General features: G+C 73.5%; 13 protein-coding genes and 1 riboswitch. Of the genes, 8 read left to right on the top strand and 5 right to left on the bottom strand.

All coding sequences use genetic code 11. The features are described from left to right. Positions 1–74: 74 nt before the first annotated feature. Positions 75–650, bottom strand: coding sequence for a TerD family protein (locus KGS77_RS17960; protein WP_242583042.1), 576 nt, complete (start codon positions 648–650; stop codon positions 75–77). A gap of 191 nt (positions 651–841) precedes the next feature. Here KGS77_RS17960 and KGS77_RS17955 point away from each other — a divergent pair, with 191 nt between their 5' ends. From KGS77_RS17955 to KGS77_RS17945, 3 genes are all read left to right on the top strand, one after another. Then, complete coding sequence (locus tag KGS77_RS17955) at positions 842–1396, top strand: BlaI/MecI/CopY family transcriptional regulator (RefSeq protein ID WP_242583040.1); 555 nt, start codon at positions 842–844, stop codon at positions 1394–1396. Positions 1397–1407: 11 nt separating this feature from the next. Continuing rightward, positions 1408–2346 carry a M56 family metallopeptidase gene (locus KGS77_RS17950; RefSeq protein ID WP_242583037.1) on the top strand — a complete coding sequence of 313 codons (939 nt, stop codon included), beginning with the start codon at positions 1408–1410 and terminating at the stop codon, positions 2344–2346. 697 nt (positions 2347–3043) lie between these two features. Next, complete coding sequence (locus KGS77_RS17945; RefSeq protein WP_242587533.1) at positions 3044–4378, top strand: LCP family protein; 1335 nt, start codon at positions 3044–3046, stop codon at positions 4376–4378. Positions 4379–4474: 96 nt separating this feature from the next. On the opposite strand, the gene KGS77_RS17940 is transcribed toward KGS77_RS17945, so the two are convergent. Beyond that, positions 4475–4918, bottom strand: a complete 444-nt coding sequence (locus KGS77_RS17940; protein ID WP_242583034.1) for a hypothetical protein — start codon at positions 4916–4918, stop codon at positions 4475–4477. 233 nt (positions 4919–5151) lie between these two features. Beyond that, positions 5152–8799: a cobaltochelatase subunit CobN gene (cobN, locus tag KGS77_RS17935; RefSeq protein WP_242583032.1), complete on the bottom strand. Its 3648-nt coding sequence runs from the start codon at positions 8797–8799 to the stop codon at positions 5152–5154. Between the two features lie 33 nt (positions 8800–8832). Next, a riboswitch (cobalamin riboswitch) is annotated at positions 8833–8968 on the bottom strand. A 74-nt stretch (positions 8969–9042) separates the two neighbouring features. Between cobN and cobG the strand changes: the two genes are divergently transcribed. The 3 genes from cobG to KGS77_RS17920 are packed head-to-tail and all read left to right on the top strand — an operon-like array spanning position 9043 to position 12589. Further along, a complete protein-coding gene (cobG, locus tag KGS77_RS17930; RefSeq protein WP_242583029.1) occupies positions 9043–10422 on the top strand; it encodes a precorrin-3B synthase in 1380 nt (459 codons plus the stop codon). Next, the gene (locus KGS77_RS17925; RefSeq protein WP_242583026.1) at positions 10419–11075 is read left to right on the top strand and encodes a precorrin-8X methylmutase; all 657 of its coding nucleotides are present in this window, start codon (positions 10419–10421) and stop codon (positions 11073–11075) included. The genes cobG and KGS77_RS17925 overlap by 4 nt, the downstream gene beginning before the upstream one ends. Further along, on the top strand, positions 11072–12589 hold the full coding sequence (locus KGS77_RS17920; protein WP_242583023.1) for a precorrin-2 C(20)-methyltransferase: 1518 nt from the start codon (positions 11072–11074) through the stop codon (positions 12587–12589). The genes KGS77_RS17925 and KGS77_RS17920 overlap by 4 nt, the downstream gene beginning before the upstream one ends. Positions 12590–12658: 69 nt before the next feature. Here the strand turns inward: KGS77_RS17920 and KGS77_RS17915 are convergent, their stop codons facing one another. Further along, positions 12659–12715: a hypothetical protein gene (locus KGS77_RS17915; RefSeq protein ID WP_242587532.1), complete on the bottom strand. Its 57-nt coding sequence runs from the start codon at positions 12713–12715 to the stop codon at positions 12659–12661. 285 nt (positions 12716–13000) lie between these two features. Between KGS77_RS17915 and KGS77_RS17910 the strand changes: the two genes are divergently transcribed. Further along, on the top strand, positions 13001–13141 hold the full coding sequence (locus KGS77_RS17910) for a hypothetical protein (protein ID WP_242583020.1): 141 nt from the start codon (positions 13001–13003) through the stop codon (positions 13139–13141). 32 nt (positions 13142–13173) lie between these two features. On the opposite strand, the gene KGS77_RS17905 is transcribed toward KGS77_RS17910, so the two are convergent. After that, positions 13174–13956, bottom strand: a complete 783-nt coding sequence (locus KGS77_RS17905; protein WP_242583017.1) for a cobalt-precorrin-6A reductase — start codon at positions 13954–13956, stop codon at positions 13174–13176. A gap of 17 nt (positions 13957–13973) precedes the next feature. Between KGS77_RS17905 and KGS77_RS17900 the strand changes: the two genes are divergently transcribed. Then, positions 13974–15215, top strand: coding sequence for a cobalt-precorrin-5B (C(1))-methyltransferase (locus KGS77_RS17900; RefSeq protein WP_242583015.1), 1242 nt, complete (start codon positions 13974–13976; stop codon positions 15213–15215). Positions 15216–15244: the final 29 nt, after the last annotated feature.

The raw sequence follows: 15244 nt of genomic DNA, 5'->3' as shown, positions 1-15244 counted from the left end.
GGCGAGGGCACGCGAACAGACGGCATGGGCGGGGGCCCGCCCCCCAAGGGACGGGCCCCCGCCCAGCCGTTCCGTCAGACGTTGACTCCGTAGTCGGACGCGATGCCCGCCAGCCCGGAGGCGTACCCCTGGCCCACCGCCCGGAACTTCCACTCCCCGCCGTTGCGGTACAGCTCACCGAAGACCATCGCGGTCTCGGTCGAGGCGTCCTCGCTCAGGTCGTAGCGCGCCAGCTCCTTGCCGTCCGCCTGGTTGACCACACGGATGTAGGCGTTGCGGACCTGGCCGAAGCTCTGGCCGCGGCTCTCGGCGTCGTGGATCGACACCGGGAAGACGATCTTCTCGATCTCGGCCGGTACGCCGCTGAGCGTCACGTTGATCGTCTCGTCGTCCCCCTCGCCCTCACCGGTCAGGTTGTCGCCGGTGTGCTGCACCGAGCCGTCGGGGCTGGTGAGGTTGTTGTAGAAGACGAAGTGTTGGTCCGAGGCGACCTTGCCGGAGCCGTTGCAGAGCAGCGCGCTGGCGTCGAGGTCGTAGTCGGCGCCCGTGGTCGTACGGACGTCCCAGCCGAGGCCGACGGTGACGGCGGTCAGGCCGGGCGCCTCCTTCGACAGCGAGACGTTGCCGCCCTTGGCCAGCGTGACTCCCATGGGTTTCCTCCCGGTGTTGGGTGATATACGTGCGTTGCACTGTTCGCGGTGCGTGCCATGTGTGGCGGACCACAAAATCTACAGCGTTGTAGAAGATACGAACGAGAGCCGCCCCGTGTTCCCGGCCGGCTCAGTAAAATGCCCCGACGCTCCGGCCGCACGGAGCGCGGAGCTCGCTGGGAGGCGACGGCATGGGCGAAGACGCTTTCGGCGGAGCCGGCCGCGACGGCGTGCGACGGCGCGGTCAGGGCGAACTGGAGGCCCAGGTGCTGGCCGCGCTGCACCAGTCCCCCGGCCCGGCCACCGCCGCGTGGGTGCAGCAGCGCCTCGGCGGCGACCTGGCGTACACCACGGTCATGACGATCCTCTCCCGCCTCCGGGCGAAGAAGGCCGTGACCCGCGAGCGGGACGGTCGCTCGTACGTGTGGACGCCCGCCGCCGACGAGGCCGGGCTCGCCGCCCTGCGGATGCGGCGCGTACTGGACAGCGAGACGGACCGGGACGCCGTACTGACCAGCTTCGTCTCGGCGCTCTCCGAGCACGACGAGCAACTGCTGCGCTCCCTGCTGGAGCGCGCATCGGACGCCGGGGACGTGAGGGACGCCACGAACGCCGGGGACGTGAGGGACGCCACGAACGCCGGGGACGTGAGGGACGCCGCAGACGCCGGGGACGCCAGAGGCGACGAAGACACCGGACGCGCCAGGACCGAAGCGCCGGCGCACGCCCCCGGCCGCGAGGACTGAGGTACTGATCCGTGGGCGTCTTCGTCTTCCTGCCGCTCGTCCTGCCCCTGACCGCGCTGCCCATCGCCCGCCTCGCCGGCCAGCACCTCCACCCGCGCGGCACCACCCGGCTGCTGACCGTGCTGGCAGCCGTCCTGGCCGTGTGCAGCACGCTGTGCCTGGGGCTGCTGGTGGTCGTGGGCACGGCCCAGTTGCCGGGCAACCCACTGCCCGACAGTTGGTCGGACCCGGAGGTACGGGCCGCCGTCCCCTACGTCGAGACCGCCGGTACGGCCGGCATCGTCGCCCTCACCGCCGCCCTGGTGACCTGTGCGGGCGAGCTGCGCCGCCACTACCGCGTACGGGCCCGTACGCACCGTGCCCTGGACGTCCTGCCGCACCGCTCGGACGTGGCGGTACTGCCGGACGACGCCCCGTACGCCTACGCCGTGCCCGGCAGACCCGGCCGGATAGCCGTCTCGCGCGGCATGCTGCGGACCCTGGACGCGGACGAGCGGCGGGCGTTGTTCGCACACGAGCGGGCCCACCTGACGGGCCGCCACCACCGCTTCCTGCTGACCGTACGGCTGGCCGGATGTCTGAATCCGCTGCTGCTTCCGCTGCGTTCGGCGGTCGCCTTCAGTACGGAGCGCTGGGCGGATGAGGAGGCGGCCCGGGCGGTCGGCGACCGACGGCTGACCGCGCGCGCCGTCGGCAAGGCGGCGCTGGTCTCCCGGCCCGCCGTGACACCGGAGTTGGCGCACTTCGCGGCGCCCGGGCCGGGGCCGGTGCCGCGCCGGGTGGCGGCGCTGCTCGCCCCGGTGCCGCCCGCCCGGAGCTGGCCGCCGGCGCTGACCCCGGCCGGGTTCGCCGCGCTGGTGGCCGCGGCCGGTACCGCCGCCTCCGCGCTGTCCTCGCTCAACGCGGCGGTCGCGCTCTTCCTGGTGCTGAAAACCGCGACGCCACTGTGACACTTCGCACCGCGTGTGGTGCACTGTGTCCGCTGTGCCGCGGCCCGAGGCGTCCGTACGCGGGAGTCCGCACCGCGGCCCGATGACGGCGATGCTGTATCCGTCCCGTCACAGTAGGTTTCTACAGGTATGTAGAAGTTGGCTGTAGAGTGCCCTGAACGTCCGCAACGGGCGCGTCGGGAGGGGGAGATGGGGACGAGTGCGCACGCCGCGCCGCGCCACCCGTCCGCCGTGAGTCCGCTACGGCTCCGACCGCATGCTCGTCCTGCCGAACGCGGGCATCTGACGCACCAGAAGGACCATTGGCGTGCATGACAGGGACAGGCCCCGGCGGGGCACTTCCGGCCGGCGCAAGGGCGCCGCGGGCCCGGACCGTACGAGCGCTCCGGGAGCCGGCCGCACAGGTGGCGCGGGCCCCGGCCGCACGAACCCGGCGGACCACGGTCGTACGGAACCGTCCGGCTACGGACGTACGGACTCCTCCGGTCACGGACGTACGGACTCCTCCGGGCACGGTCGTACGGCCTCACCGGACCGCGGCCGTACGAGCGCGGCGCACCACGGCCGTACGGGCGCCGCGGAAGCCGGCCGCTCCGGACCGCCCTCCTCACGCGCCGCGGCCCGCACCGCCAACCGGGGCCGGCCGTCCGGCCAGGGCCACCGGGCCGGCGGATCCCGGAAGGCCGGCAAGGCACGGATGACCCGGCGCGGGCGCATCCTGGCCTGGACCGGCGGTGTCATCGGCGTACTCCTGCTGGTCACCGCGGGCGTCGGCGCCTGGGTCTACCAGCACTTGGACAGCAACATCCACGGCGCGGACGTCGGCAGCCGGCTCGGCGGCGACCGGCCCGCCAACCTCAGCCCCGGGTCCAAGAACATCCTCGTGGTCGGCTCCGACAGCCGTGCGGGCGCCAACGCCAAGTACGGCAAGAACCTGGAGACCATGCAGTCGGACACGCTGATGGTGCTGCACATCGCCGCCAACCGCGAGTGGGCCACCGCCGTGTCCTTCCCCCGTGACTCCTGGGTGCCTATCCCGGCGTGCGACAAGGGCAAGGGCGTCATGTCCAAGCCGCACCACTTCAAGATAAACGAGGCGTTCTCCATCGGCGGTGAGAGCGGCGACATCGCCAACGCCGCGGCCTGCACCATCAAGACCGTGGAGAAGAACACCGGGCTGCGCATCGACCACTTCGTCTCGGTGGACTTCCAGGGCTTCAAGGGCATGGTCAACGCGCTGGGCGGCATCGAGGTCTGTCCCAAGCACGCCATCCACGACAAGAAGGCGCACCTGGACATGGACGCCGGCTGCCAGAACGTCACCGACGAGAAGGCGCTGGGCTACGTCCGTACCCGCTACAGCGTCGGTGACGGCTCCGACCTCGGGCGCATCGGGCGGCAGCAGGAGTTCATGAAGGCCCTCGGGGAGAAGGCCCAGTCCAAGCTCTCCAGCCCGACCGCGCTGTACGGGTTCCTGGACTCGGCGACCAAGTCGCTGACCACCGACAAGGACCTGGCGGGCGTCAAGCCGCTGTCCGAACTCGCCTCCACCGTCAAGGACATCCCCAGCAACCGGCTGACTTTCCTGACCGTGCCGAACTACTCACGCGAGGCCGACGTCCCCACCGACAAGGCCAATGTGATCTGGCAGTACCCACAGGCCGGCCAGTTGTTCAGCGACCTGGCGCACGACCGCGAGGTGGACAAGAAGAAGCTGGCCGAGGCGTCCAAGAACCCGATCACCGCCCGCTCGGTGAAGGTCCGGGTCCTGAACGGGACGGGCCGTACGGGCGTGGGGGCCAAGGCGGCCGAGCAGGTGCGCAGGCTGGGCTTCACGGTCGTGGCCACCGGCAACGCTCCCGCGAACGTCACCAGGACCGAGGTCGGCGCTCCCGCCGCGCTCAAGGCCCAGGCCGAGGTGCTGGCGTCCCGCTTCCCGGGTACCAAGGCCACCGGGACGGCCGGGGCAGCGGGGGCGGCGCCGGGCGTGGTGACCCTGACGGTGGGGCCGGACTTCCCGCTGCCGAACTGAGCACGCGGGCGGAGGCGTCCAGGCCACGCGGAGCAGAAGCGTCCGGGCCACACGGCCCGGACACCCGCATGGCCCGGACGCCCGCACGGCCGCGCGCTACTCGCCGATCGGCCGCACGAACTCCAGGGTCCACGTCTCCTGGAAGTCCGGCGTCGGCGCGCTCAGTACGATCTGTGCGCCCCGGTGACCGGAGCGCCAGGCCAGGCCCTTCTCCGAGAGGATCTTGAGTCCGCCGAGGACCTTCTCGAAAGTGAACTTCGCCCATTCCGAGGACTGCACGGTGTTGACGTAGAGCTTGTCCTCGTGGACCACGATGCCCGCGCCCTCCTGATGGGCGAGGTGGATCACGTACGGCGCGCCAGGCACGTTCTCCAGGGGGCGGATGACCCATTCCTGCTCGATGGGCAGCGGGTTGAGGCGGTCGGTGATGACGGGAGCGCCGTGCTTGGTGGCGTACTCGGTGGCCGTCACCAGGGAGGTCGGACCGATGATGTGCGCGTGGATCTTGTAGATGCCGGGTTTTACCGGGACGGGAGCCATGGGCGGTACGTCCTCTCACTCGGTGTGCCAGCGCTGCTGACGGGGCGCCCGGAGGCGCCGTACCACCATCGGAGGGCCCCCGGGCGCCGTACAGCGTCAAATACCGCCAAAGCCACTACGGCGCGGACCGGCCGGTCGCCCCTGCGCAACCCGTGACCTGCGGGGCACAGGGCAGCGAACCGGCCTCACCCGGCTACCGGGGCCCCCTCCACCAGACACTCACCTGCCGGCACTCAGCTCTCGCCGTCCGCGCCGCCCTCCAGGTCGCCCTCGGTCTCCAGGAACGCCTGGCGCAGCTCGGCGAGCGTCCGCGCGTCGGGCTCGGCCCACATGCCGCGGGATTCGGCCTCCAGCAGCCGTTCGGCGATGCCGTGCAGCGCCCAGGGGTTCGCCTCCTGGAGGAAGGCACGGTTCTCCGGGTCCAGGACGTAGGTCTGGGCGAGCTTGTCGTACATCCAGTCGGCGACGACGCCGGTCGTCGCGTCGTACCCGAACAGGTAGTCCACCGTCGCGGCGAGTTCGAAGGCGCCCTTGTAGCCGTGGCGGCGCATCGCCTCGATCCAGCGGGGGTTGACGACCCGGGCGCGGAAGACGCGGGAGGTCTCCTCGACCAGCGTGCGGGTACGGACCGTCTCCGGGCGGGTCGAGTCCCCGATGTACGCCTCGGGGGCGGTGCCCTTCAGCGCCCGTACGGTGGCGACCATCCCGCCGTGGTACTGGAAGTAGTCGTCGGAGTCCGCGATGTCGTGCTCGCGGGTGTCGGTGTTCTTGGCCGCGACCGCGATGCGCTTGTAGGCGGTCTCCATCTCCTCGCGGGCCGGGCAGCCGTCCAGGCCGCGGCCGTAGGCGAAGCCGCCCCAGACCGTGTAGACCTCGGCGAGGTCGGCGTCGGTGCGCCAGTCGCGGCTGTCGATGAGCTGGAGCAGGCCCGCGCCGTACGTACCGGGGCGGGAGCCGAAGATGCGGGTGGTGGCGCGCCGCTCGTCGCCGTGCGCGGCCAGGTCGGCCTGCGCGTGGGCCCGTACGTGGTTGACGTCGGCGGGCTCGTCCAGGGAGGCGGCGAGCCGTACGGCGTCGTCCAGGAGGCCGATGACGTGCGGGAAGGCGTCGCGGAAGAAGCCGGAGATGCGCAGGGTGACGTCGATGCGCGGGCGGCCCAGCTCCTGGTGCGGGATGGGTTCCAGGCCCGTGACCCGGCGGGAGGCGTCGTCCCATACGGGGCGGATGCCCAGCAGGGCCAGCGCCTCGGCCACGTCGTCACCGGAGGTGCGCATCGCGCTGGTGCCCCACAGGGAGAGCCCGACCGATGTCGGCCAGTCGCCGTTGTCGGTGCGGTAGCGCTCCAGCAGCGAGTCCGCCAGCGCCTGCCCGGTCTCCCAGGCGAGCTTGCTCGGGACGGCCTTGGGGTCGACGGAGTAGAAGTTGCGGCCCGTCGGCAGCACGTTGACCAGGCCGCGCAGCGGGGAGCCGGAGGGGCCGGCCGGGACGAAGCCGCCGCGCAGGGCGTGCACGGCGTGGTCGATCTCGTCGGTGGTGGCGGCGAGGCGGGGGACGACCTCGCGGGCCGCGAAGCCGAGGATGGCGGCGACCGGCTCGCGCCGGTCCTCCGGCAGGCCGGCGGTGACCTTCTCGATCGCGGCGAGGTCCCAGCTCGCGTCGTCCATCGCCTGGACGAGGGCGCGGGCCCGCTCCTCGGTGTCGTCGGCGGCGGTACGGGTGGCCGCGGACTCGTCCAGGCCCAGCGCCTCGCGCAGGCCCGGCAGGGAGGAGGTGCCGCCCCAGATCTGGCGGGCACGCAGGATCGCCAGGACCAGGTTGACGCGCGCCTCGCCTTCGGGGGCGCCGCCCAGGACGTGCAGGCCGTCGCGGATCTGGGCGTCCTTGACCTCGCACAGCCAGCCGTCGACGTGCAGCAGGAAGTCATCGAAGCCGTCGTCGTCCGGCCGGTCCTGAAGGCCGAGGTCGTGGTCGAGCTTGGCGGCCTGGATCAGGGTCCAGATCTGGGCGCGGATGGCGGGCAGCTTGGCCGGGTCCATGGCGGAGATCGCCGCGTACTCGTCCAGGAGCTGTTCCAGGCGCGCGATGTCGCCGTAGGACTCGGCGCGGGCCATCGGCGGGACGAGGTGGTCCACGAGCGTGGCGTGCACCCGGCGCTTGGCCTGGGTGCCCTCGCCCGGGTCGTTGACCAGGAAGGGGTAGATCAGCGGCAGGTCGCCGAGGGCCGCGTCCGGGCCGCAGGCGGCGGACAGGCCGGCGTTCTTGCCGGGCAGCCACTCCAGGTTGCCGTGCTTGCCCAGGTGCACCATGGCGTCGGCGCCGAAGCCGCCGTCCTCCTGGGGGGCGGCGATCCAGCGGTAGGCGGCCAGGTAGTGGTGGGAGGGCGGCAGGTCCGGGTCGTGGTAGATCGCGATGGGGTTCTCGCCGAAGCCGCGCGGCGGCTGGATGAGGATGAGCAGGTTGCCGCGGCGCAGCGCCGCCAGCACGATGTCGCCCTCGGGGTTTCGGCTGCGGTCCACGAACATCTCGCCGGGCGGCGGGCCCCAGTGCTCCTCGACCTGCTCACGCAGCTCCTGCGGGAGGGTGGCGTACCAGCGCCGGTAGTCGGCGGCCGGGATACGGACCGGGTTGCGGGCGAGCTGTTCCTCGGTCAGCCACTCCTGGTCGTGGCCGCCCGCATCGATGAGCGCGTAGATCAGCTCGTCACCGTTCCCGGACTCCAGGCCCGGTACGGCCTCCTCGCCGGTCCGCGGCCCGAAGTCGTACCCCTCCTCGCGCAGCCGCCGCAGCAGGGCGACGGCGCTGGCCGGGGTGTCCAGGCCCACCGCGTTGCCGATCCGCGAGTGCTTGGTCGGGTAGGCGGACAGCACCAGCGCCAGGCGCTTGTCGGCGGGCGCGATGTGGCGCAGCCGGGCATGGCGTACAGCGATCCCGGCGACCCGGGCGGCGCGCTCGGGGTCGGCGACGTACACCGGCAGGCCGTCCTCGTCTGTCTCCTTGAAGGAGAACGGGACGGTGATCAGCCGGCCGTCGAACTCGGGCACCGCGATCTGGCTGGCGGCGTCCAGCGGCGAGAGCCCCTCGTCGTTCTCCTCCCAGGCGCTGCGCGGCCCGGTCAGGCACAGGGCCTGGAGGATCGGTACGTCCAGGGCGGCCAGCGCGCCCGCGTCCCAGGACTCGTCGTCGCCGCCGGCCGACGCCTCGGCGGGCTTGGTGCCGCCGGCGGCGAGGACGGTGGTGACGATGGCGTCGGCGGGCCGCAGCGCCTCGATCAGCTCGGGCTCGGGGGCCCGCAGCGAGGCGACGAACAGCGGCAGCGGCCGGCCGCCGGCCCGCTCGATCTGCTCGCACAGCGCGGTGACGAAGCCGGTGTTGCCGCTCATGTGGTGGGCGCGGTAGTAGAGCACCGCGACGAGCGGGGCGTCGGCCGCGACGTGCACGCCGGGCGTGGGGTCGTGGCGGAGGGCGCCCCAGGTGGGGGCGGGCGCCGGCGGCTCGAAGCCGTGGCCGGTCAGCAGCACGGTGTCCGACAGGAAGCGGGCGAGCTGTTCGAGGTTGGCGGGGCCGCCGTGCGCGAGGTAGGCGTGCGCCTCGGCCGCGGTGCCGATGGGGACGGTCGACGCCTCCATGAGCTGGGCGTCGGGCGCCTGTTCACCGGTGAGGACGACCACCGGCCGGTCCTGGGCGAGGAGCTGGTCCAGCCCCTCCTGCCAGGCGCGGATGCCGCCGAGGAGGCGTACGACGACCAGGTCGGTGCCGTCCAGCAGTGCGGGCAGCTCTTGGAGGTCCAGGCGGGCGGGGTTGGCGAGCCGGTACGGCACGGGGCCGCCGGCCGCGCGGGCGCTGAGCAGGTCGGTGTCGGACGTCGACAGCAGCAGGATCATGCGGCGTGGGCCCTTCCTCGGGGTCCGCGCCCCGGGCGGTGAAAGAGACGGCGGGAGTTCCTGGCTCACCCGGGGGTGGCCGGGTTCACAGTGGCGGGACCGCGCCGGATTCTCACCGGGCTTCCTCCCTTGGCGCCGTCAGCGGCGTCCGGCGGGCCGTGTGACCCACCGACCTGCATAGTAAGGGCTGCCGGTCCGGTACGGGGCGGTCCACCCTGCGGGGACGTCGGTATGCTCGCCGCCATGTCCCCCCGCCCTCCGCTGTCCGAACAAGCGCCCGCACCGCGGGACGAAACGGTCATTCGCGACCGGGGTGACGCCTGCCCCGGCGCGCTGCGGCTGCATCCGGCGGACGACGGCTTCCTGGCCCGACTCCGGCTGCCGGGCGGCATGCTGACGGCGTGTCAGGTCGCGGTGCTGGCCGATGCCGCGGACCGGCTCGGTGACGCCCGGCTGTCGATCACCTCCCGGGGCAACGTGGAGCTGCGCGGACTCGGCGACGGCTGCGGCAGCGAACTGGCGGAACTGCTGCGGGGCGCCGGCCTGCTGCCCTCGGAGCAGCACGAGCGGGTCCGCAATGTCCTGGTCTCGCCGCTGGCCGGACTGGACGGGCGGGGCTCGGCGGACGTCCACGTATGGGCGCGTGAGCTGGACACCCTTCTGTGCGCGACCCCGAAGGCCGCGGCACTGTCCGGGCGCTTCCTGTTCGCGCTGGACGACGGGCGGGGCGATGTGGCCGCGCTCGGCGCCGATGTGACCTTGGTCGCAGCGGGGGCCGGGAGCGCGGAGCTGTGGGCCGGGAGCGCGGACGCGGACCACCAGGTCGTACGGGTGGCGGGCGCGGATGCGCCACGGGCCGCCCTGCACACCGCCCTCGCCTTCCTCAAGGCCGTATGGGACAGCGGAACCGGCGCGTGGCGGGTGCGCGAACTGCCCGCGGAGCATGCGCTGAGCGCACGTACGGTGGCGGCCGGCTTGACCGCGAACGGGATCGACGCGGCCTTGGGCGCACGCGGCGTACGGCCCACGCCCCCGCCCGGCGGCCCGGCCCCCGGCATCATCGAGGCCCCCGACGGCCCGGACAGCCGCCACCGCACCGCCGCCCTGTCCGTCCTGGCCCCCCTCGGCCGGCTGACGGCCGCGCAGGCACGGCTGCTGGCCGCGACCGCCGCCCGGCACGGGTCCGGCGAACTGCGTGTGACACCCTGGCGCGGCGTGGTCCTTCCCGGGCTGTCGCGCGAGGACGCCGCCCCACGGCTGCGGGAGCTGGCCTCGGCCGGACTGGTCACCGATCCGGCGTCCCCCTGGTACGGGGTGGGTGCCTGCACGGGCCGCCCCGGGTGCGCCAAGTCCCGGTCCGACGTACGGGCCGACGCGGCGGCGGCCCGTACGGAGGGCGGCGGGCTCCCGGTGTACTGGTCGGGGTGCGAACGCCGCTGCGGCCACCCTCACGGGCAGTGGGTCGACGTCCTGGCCACCGGCGACGGCTACCGGGTGTCCGTACGAGGACTCGACGACCCGGTGACCACCGGCCCCACCACCCCCACCACTCCCGCAGAACTCGCCGATGCCGTGACAACGGCACGCGCAGCGACCCGCGCTTCGACCCGCGCGACAACATGAACGAAGGCAACGAGGGCACAGTGTTCGACTACGAGAAGGACGGGGCGGCGATCTACCGCCAGTCCTTTGCCACCATCCGCGCCGAGGCCGACCTCGCGGGTCTGCCCGACGACGTCAGCCGGGTAGCGGTCCGGATGATCCACGCCTGCGGGATGACCGACCTCGTACGCGACCTGGCCTACTCCCCCGAGGTGGTGGCCCGCGCCCGCAAGGCGCTGCGGGCCGGCGCGCCGATCCTGTGCGACGCGAACATGGTCGCCAGCGGCGTCACCCGCAAGCGGCTGCCCGCCGGCAACGACGTCCTGTGCACCCTCGCCGACCCGTCGGTGCCCGCGCTGGCCGCCCGGATGGGGACCACGCGCAGCGCCGCCGCCCTGGAGCTGTGGCGCGACCGTATGGAAGGCGCGGTGGTGGCCGTCGGCAACGCGCCCACCGCCCTGTTCCGCCTCCTGGAGATGATCGCGCAGGGCGCGCCGCGTCCGGCCGCGGTCATCGGCGTACCGGTGGGCTTCATCGGCGCCGCCGAGTCCAAGGACGCGCTGGCCGAACACGGGCCCGCACTGGGCCTTGAGCACCTGGTGATACGCGGACGGCGCGGCGGCAGCGCCATGGCCGCCGCCGCGATCAACGCGATAGCGAGCGAGGAAGAGTGAGCGCGCAGCAGCAGCGGCCCGCCGGCCGCCTGTACGGGGTGGGGCTGGGCCCCGGCGACCCGTCCCTGATGACCCTGCGGGCCGTGGAGGTCATCGCCGCGGCCGATGTCGTGGCGTACCACAGCGCCCGGCACGGACGCTCGATCGCCCGCTCCATCGCCGAGCGGCACATCCGCCCCGACCACATCGAGGAGGCGCTGGTCTACCCGGTCACCACCGAGACCACCGACCACCCCGGCGGCTACCGGGGCGCGCTGGAGGAGTTCTACGAACAGGCGGCGGCCCGGCTCGCCGCGCACCTGGACGCGGGGCGCACCGTCGCCGTACTCGCCGAGGGCGACCCGCTGTTCTACGGCTCCTACCAGCACATGCACCAGCGTCTGGCCGACCGCTACGAGACCGAGGTCGTCCCCGGCGTCACCTCGGTCAGCGCCGCCGCGGCCCGCCTGGGCAAGCCGCTGGTCGAGGCGGACGAGGTGCTGACGATCCTGCCCGGCACCCTCCCCCAGGAGGAGCTGACGGCCCGGCTGGCCGCCACCGACGCCGCCGTCGTCATGAAGCTCGGCCGTACCTACCCGGCCGTACGGCAGGCGCTGGAGACCTCCGGGCGGCTGCCCGAGGCCCACTACGTCGAACGCGCCACCATGGCCGGTGAGCGCACCGCGCCGCTCGCGGAGGTCTCCCCCGACTCCGTCCCGTACTTCTCGGTCGCCGTGGTCCCCAGCCGCATCGCCACCCCGCCGCCCGCGCCCGCGCACGGCGAGGTCGTCGTCGTGGGCACCGGCCCGGCCGGTCCGCTCTGGCTCACCCCGGAATCCCGCGGCGCTCTGGCCCGCGCCACCGATCTGGTCGGCTACACCACCTACCTCGACCGCGTTCCCGTACGCCCCGGCCAGGCACGCCACGCCTCCGACAACAAGGTCGAGTCCGAACGCGCCGAACTGGCCCTGGACCTGGCCCGGCGCGGCCGTCGGGTGGCCGTGGTCTCCGGCGGCGACCCCGGCGTCTTCGCCATGGCCACCGCCGTCCTGGAGGTCGCCGCCCAGGACACGTACCGGGACGTTCCCGTACGCGTCCTGCCCGGCGTCACCGCCGCCAACGCCGCCGCGGCCCGGGCCGGCGCGCCCCTCGGCCACGACTACGCGGTCATCTCCCTCTCCGACCGCCTCAAGCCCTGGGACGTCATCGCGGAACGCCTGCGCGCCGCCGCCTGCGCCGATCTGGCCCTGGCCCTGTACAACCCCGGCTCCCGCAGCCGTACGTGGCAGGTGGGCAAGGCCCGCGACCTCCTCCTGGACCACCGGGCCCCCGACACCCCGGTCGTCCTGGCCCGCGACGTCGGCGGCCCGCAGGAATCCGTACGCACCGTCCGCCTCGCGGACCTGGACCCCTCCGAGGTCGACATGCGCACGATCCTGCTGATCGGCTCCTCCCAGACCCGGTCCGTACGCCGCGGCCCGGACCCCGCCGGCCGGCCGACCGTCTGGACACCCCGCCGCTACCCGGAGAAGTAGCCGACGCCGCACGGAAAGGCGGCTCCTCAACTCCCCTGGAGGAGCCGCCTTTTCACCCGGAGGAGCCGGTCAGCAGCTCCCCCTCACCACAGCTGTGAACTCCGCCCACCCGACGGCCGGAAACACCACAACGGGACCGTACGGGTCCTTGCTGTCCCCTACGGGATCCTGCCGGGCACATTGCCGGCGGACTCCACGCAGTTCGAGTCACCTCCACCGCTACACCTTGACGCCGGAGGGTAACTCTAAGACTACTCAAGGTAGTTGTGGGTTGGTTCGGGAAAGACGGGAAAGAGGGACACGAGCGATGACGTCGAGGGAGCAGAGCGTGGCATCGAAGAAGATCTGGGACGCCGAGGCGGCGTGTGATGAATTGCGGCGGCTCGCGGCGGTGTTGCGCGGGTGTCACGCGTGAGCGAGGAGGAGGACCGGCCCGAGGAGCCGGAGGGGGCGGCCGGCCAGGAGCGTACGGATGAGGAAGCGCGGCGGCGCGAGGAGCTCGCGGCGAAGGTGCGGGAGGCCAATCGGCTGAGCGTCAACCGCCCGTTCTGAAGGCCGAGGGGGCGGTCGAGGGGCCGGCGCGGTCAGCCGGCCGTGTCCCGTACCCACGTGGCCGCCGCCTCCCACGTCGTGGCCACCGGAACGCCCGCCGGGGTGGGCGGGCGGCGGACGACGACGACCGGGATGCCGGCCTCGCGGGCGGCGGTGAGCTTGGGGGCGGTCGCCGCGCCGCCGCTGTCCTTGGTCACCAGGACGTCGACGCGGTGGCGGCGCAGCAGGTCGCGTTCGCCGTCGAGGGTGAAGGGGCCACGGTCGAGCAGCACCTCCATACGGGCCGGGTGCGGCGGCTCGGGGGCGTCCACGGAGCGTACGAGGAACCAGAGGGCGGCCAGGCCGGCGTGGGCGAAGGCGGACAGGCCCAGGCGGCCGGTGGTCAGGAAGACGCGTTCGCCGAGTGCGGGGAGGGCCGCCGCGGCCTCGTCGAGTGAGCCGACCGGGTGCCAGTCGTCGCCGGGCTCCGGTACCCACCCGGGCCGACGGAGGGCGAGCAGGGGAACATGGGCGGTGGCGGCGGCCTGCGCCGCGTGGAAACTGATCGTGCCGGCGAAAGGATGGGTGGCGTCGATGAGCGCGTCCACCGCGTGCTCGCGCAGCCAGCGGGCGAGGCCCTCGGGGCCTCCGAAGCCTCCGATGCGTACGTCTCCGGCGGGCAGCCGCGGCTCGGCGACCCGGCCGGCCAGCGAGCTGGTGACGCGCAGCGGCGGCCCGGGGTGCGGCGCGGACGGCCGGTCTGCGGTCAGGGCGGCGGCGAGGCGGCGGGCTTCCGTGGTGCCGCCGAGGATCAGCACGTGCGGGCGCGGGCTCATCGGTTACGGGTTCCTTCATGGCTGAGACGGACACGAACAGTACGGGAACGGGCGCCGGCGGCGGTACGGGGGCCGGGGCAGCAGCCGGAGGGCGCAGCGCGCAGCTCGCGCACACCGGGCTGCGGCACGGGTGGACGACCGGGGCCTGTGCGACGGCGGCCACCACCGCCGCGTACACGGCCCTGCTGACCGGCGAGTTCCCGGACCCGGTGACGATCACCCTGCCGAAGGGACAGACCCCGGCCTTCGCCCTCGCCGACGAGTCGCTGGAGTTGGGACCGGGGACGGGGACGGGACCGGGATCGGTGCCGGACCAAGGTCAGGCCCCGGACCGCTCCGCCATGGCCGCGGTCGTCAAGGACGCCGGCGACGACCCCGACGTGACCCACGGCGCGATCATCCGCGCCACCGTACGGACGCTGCCGGCCGGCTCCGGCGTGGTCTTCCGCGCCGGGCCCGGCGTCGGTACGGTCACCCGGCCCGGCCTGCCGCTGGATGTCGGCGAGCCGGCCGTCAACCCCGTACCGCGTCAGATGATGCGCGAGCACATCGCGCTGGTCGCCGCCCGGCACGGCGGCAGCGGTGACGTGGAGATCACCCTCTCCGTCGACCACGGCGAGGAGATCGCCCGCAGCACGTGGAACCCGCGCCTGGGCATCCTCGGCGGGCTGTCGATCCTCGGGACGACCGGCATCGTCGTGCCGTACTCCTGCTCGGCGTGGATCGACTCGATCCGGCGCGGCGTGGACGTGGCGCGCGCGGCGGGCCGTACGCACGTCGCGGGCTGTACGGGTGCCACGTCCGAGAAGACCGCGGTCGCGGTGCACGGCCTGCCGGAGGACGCGCTGCTGGACATGGGCGACTTCGCGGGCGCCGTACTGAAGTACATCCGCCGCCACCCCGTACCCCGCCTGACCGTCTGCGGCGGCTTCGCCAAGCTCTCCAAACTGGCCGCCGGCCACCTGGACCTGCACTCCTCCCGCTCACAGGTCGACAAGGGCTTCCTGGCGGAACTGGCCCGGCGCGGCGGCGCGGAGGAGTCCCTGGCGAAGGCGGTCACCGAGGCCAACACGGGCCTGGCCGCCCTCCAGCTCTGCACCGCCGCCGGTGTCCCCCTCGGCGACCTGGTCGCCACCGCCGCCCGTACCGAGGCCCTGGGCGTCCTGCGCGGTGCCCCGGTCGCGGTCGACATCATCTGCATCGACCGCGCGGGCACGATCGTGGGCCGCGCGGACGCCCTGGGGCCGGCGGGGCGGTGATCCGGCGAGCAGCGTCCGCAGCCGCTCGC

It is taken from the genome of Streptomyces sp. MST-110588 (assembly GCF_022695595.1).
Taxonomy (GTDB): Bacteria; Actinomycetota; Actinomycetes; order Streptomycetales; family Streptomycetaceae; genus Streptomyces.
This window is presented reverse-complemented; position numbering and strand designations above follow the sequence as displayed.

Coding starts and splice junctions, on each gene's coding strand:
- KGS77_RS17960 (WP_242583042.1), bottom strand. CDS start 650: ATGGGAGTCACGCTGGCCAAGGGCGGCAACGTCTCGCTGTCGAAGGAG.
- KGS77_RS17945 (WP_242587533.1), top strand. CDS start 3,044: ATGACCCGGCGCGGGCGCATCCTGGCCTGGACCGGCGGTGTCATCGGC.
- KGS77_RS17905 (WP_242583017.1), bottom strand. CDS start 13,956: ATGAGCCCGCGCCCGCACGTGCTGATCCTCGGCGGCACCACGGAAGCC.
- KGS77_RS17955 (WP_242583040.1), top strand. CDS start 842: ATGGGCGAAGACGCTTTCGGCGGAGCCGGCCGCGACGGCGTGCGACGG.
- KGS77_RS17925 (WP_242583026.1), top strand. CDS start 10,419: ATGAACGAAGGCAACGAGGGCACAGTGTTCGACTACGAGAAGGACGGG.
- cobN (WP_242583032.1), bottom strand. CDS start 8,799: ATGATCCTGCTGCTGTCGACGTCCGACACCGACCTGCTCAGCGCCCGC.
- cobG (WP_242583029.1), top strand. CDS start 9,043: ATGTCCCCCCGCCCTCCGCTGTCCGAACAAGCGCCCGCACCGCGGGAC.
- KGS77_RS17900 (WP_242583015.1), top strand. CDS start 13,974: ATGGCTGAGACGGACACGAACAGTACGGGAACGGGCGCCGGCGGCGGT.
- KGS77_RS17940 (WP_242583034.1), bottom strand. CDS start 4,918: ATGGCTCCCGTCCCGGTAAAACCCGGCATCTACAAGATCCACGCGCAC.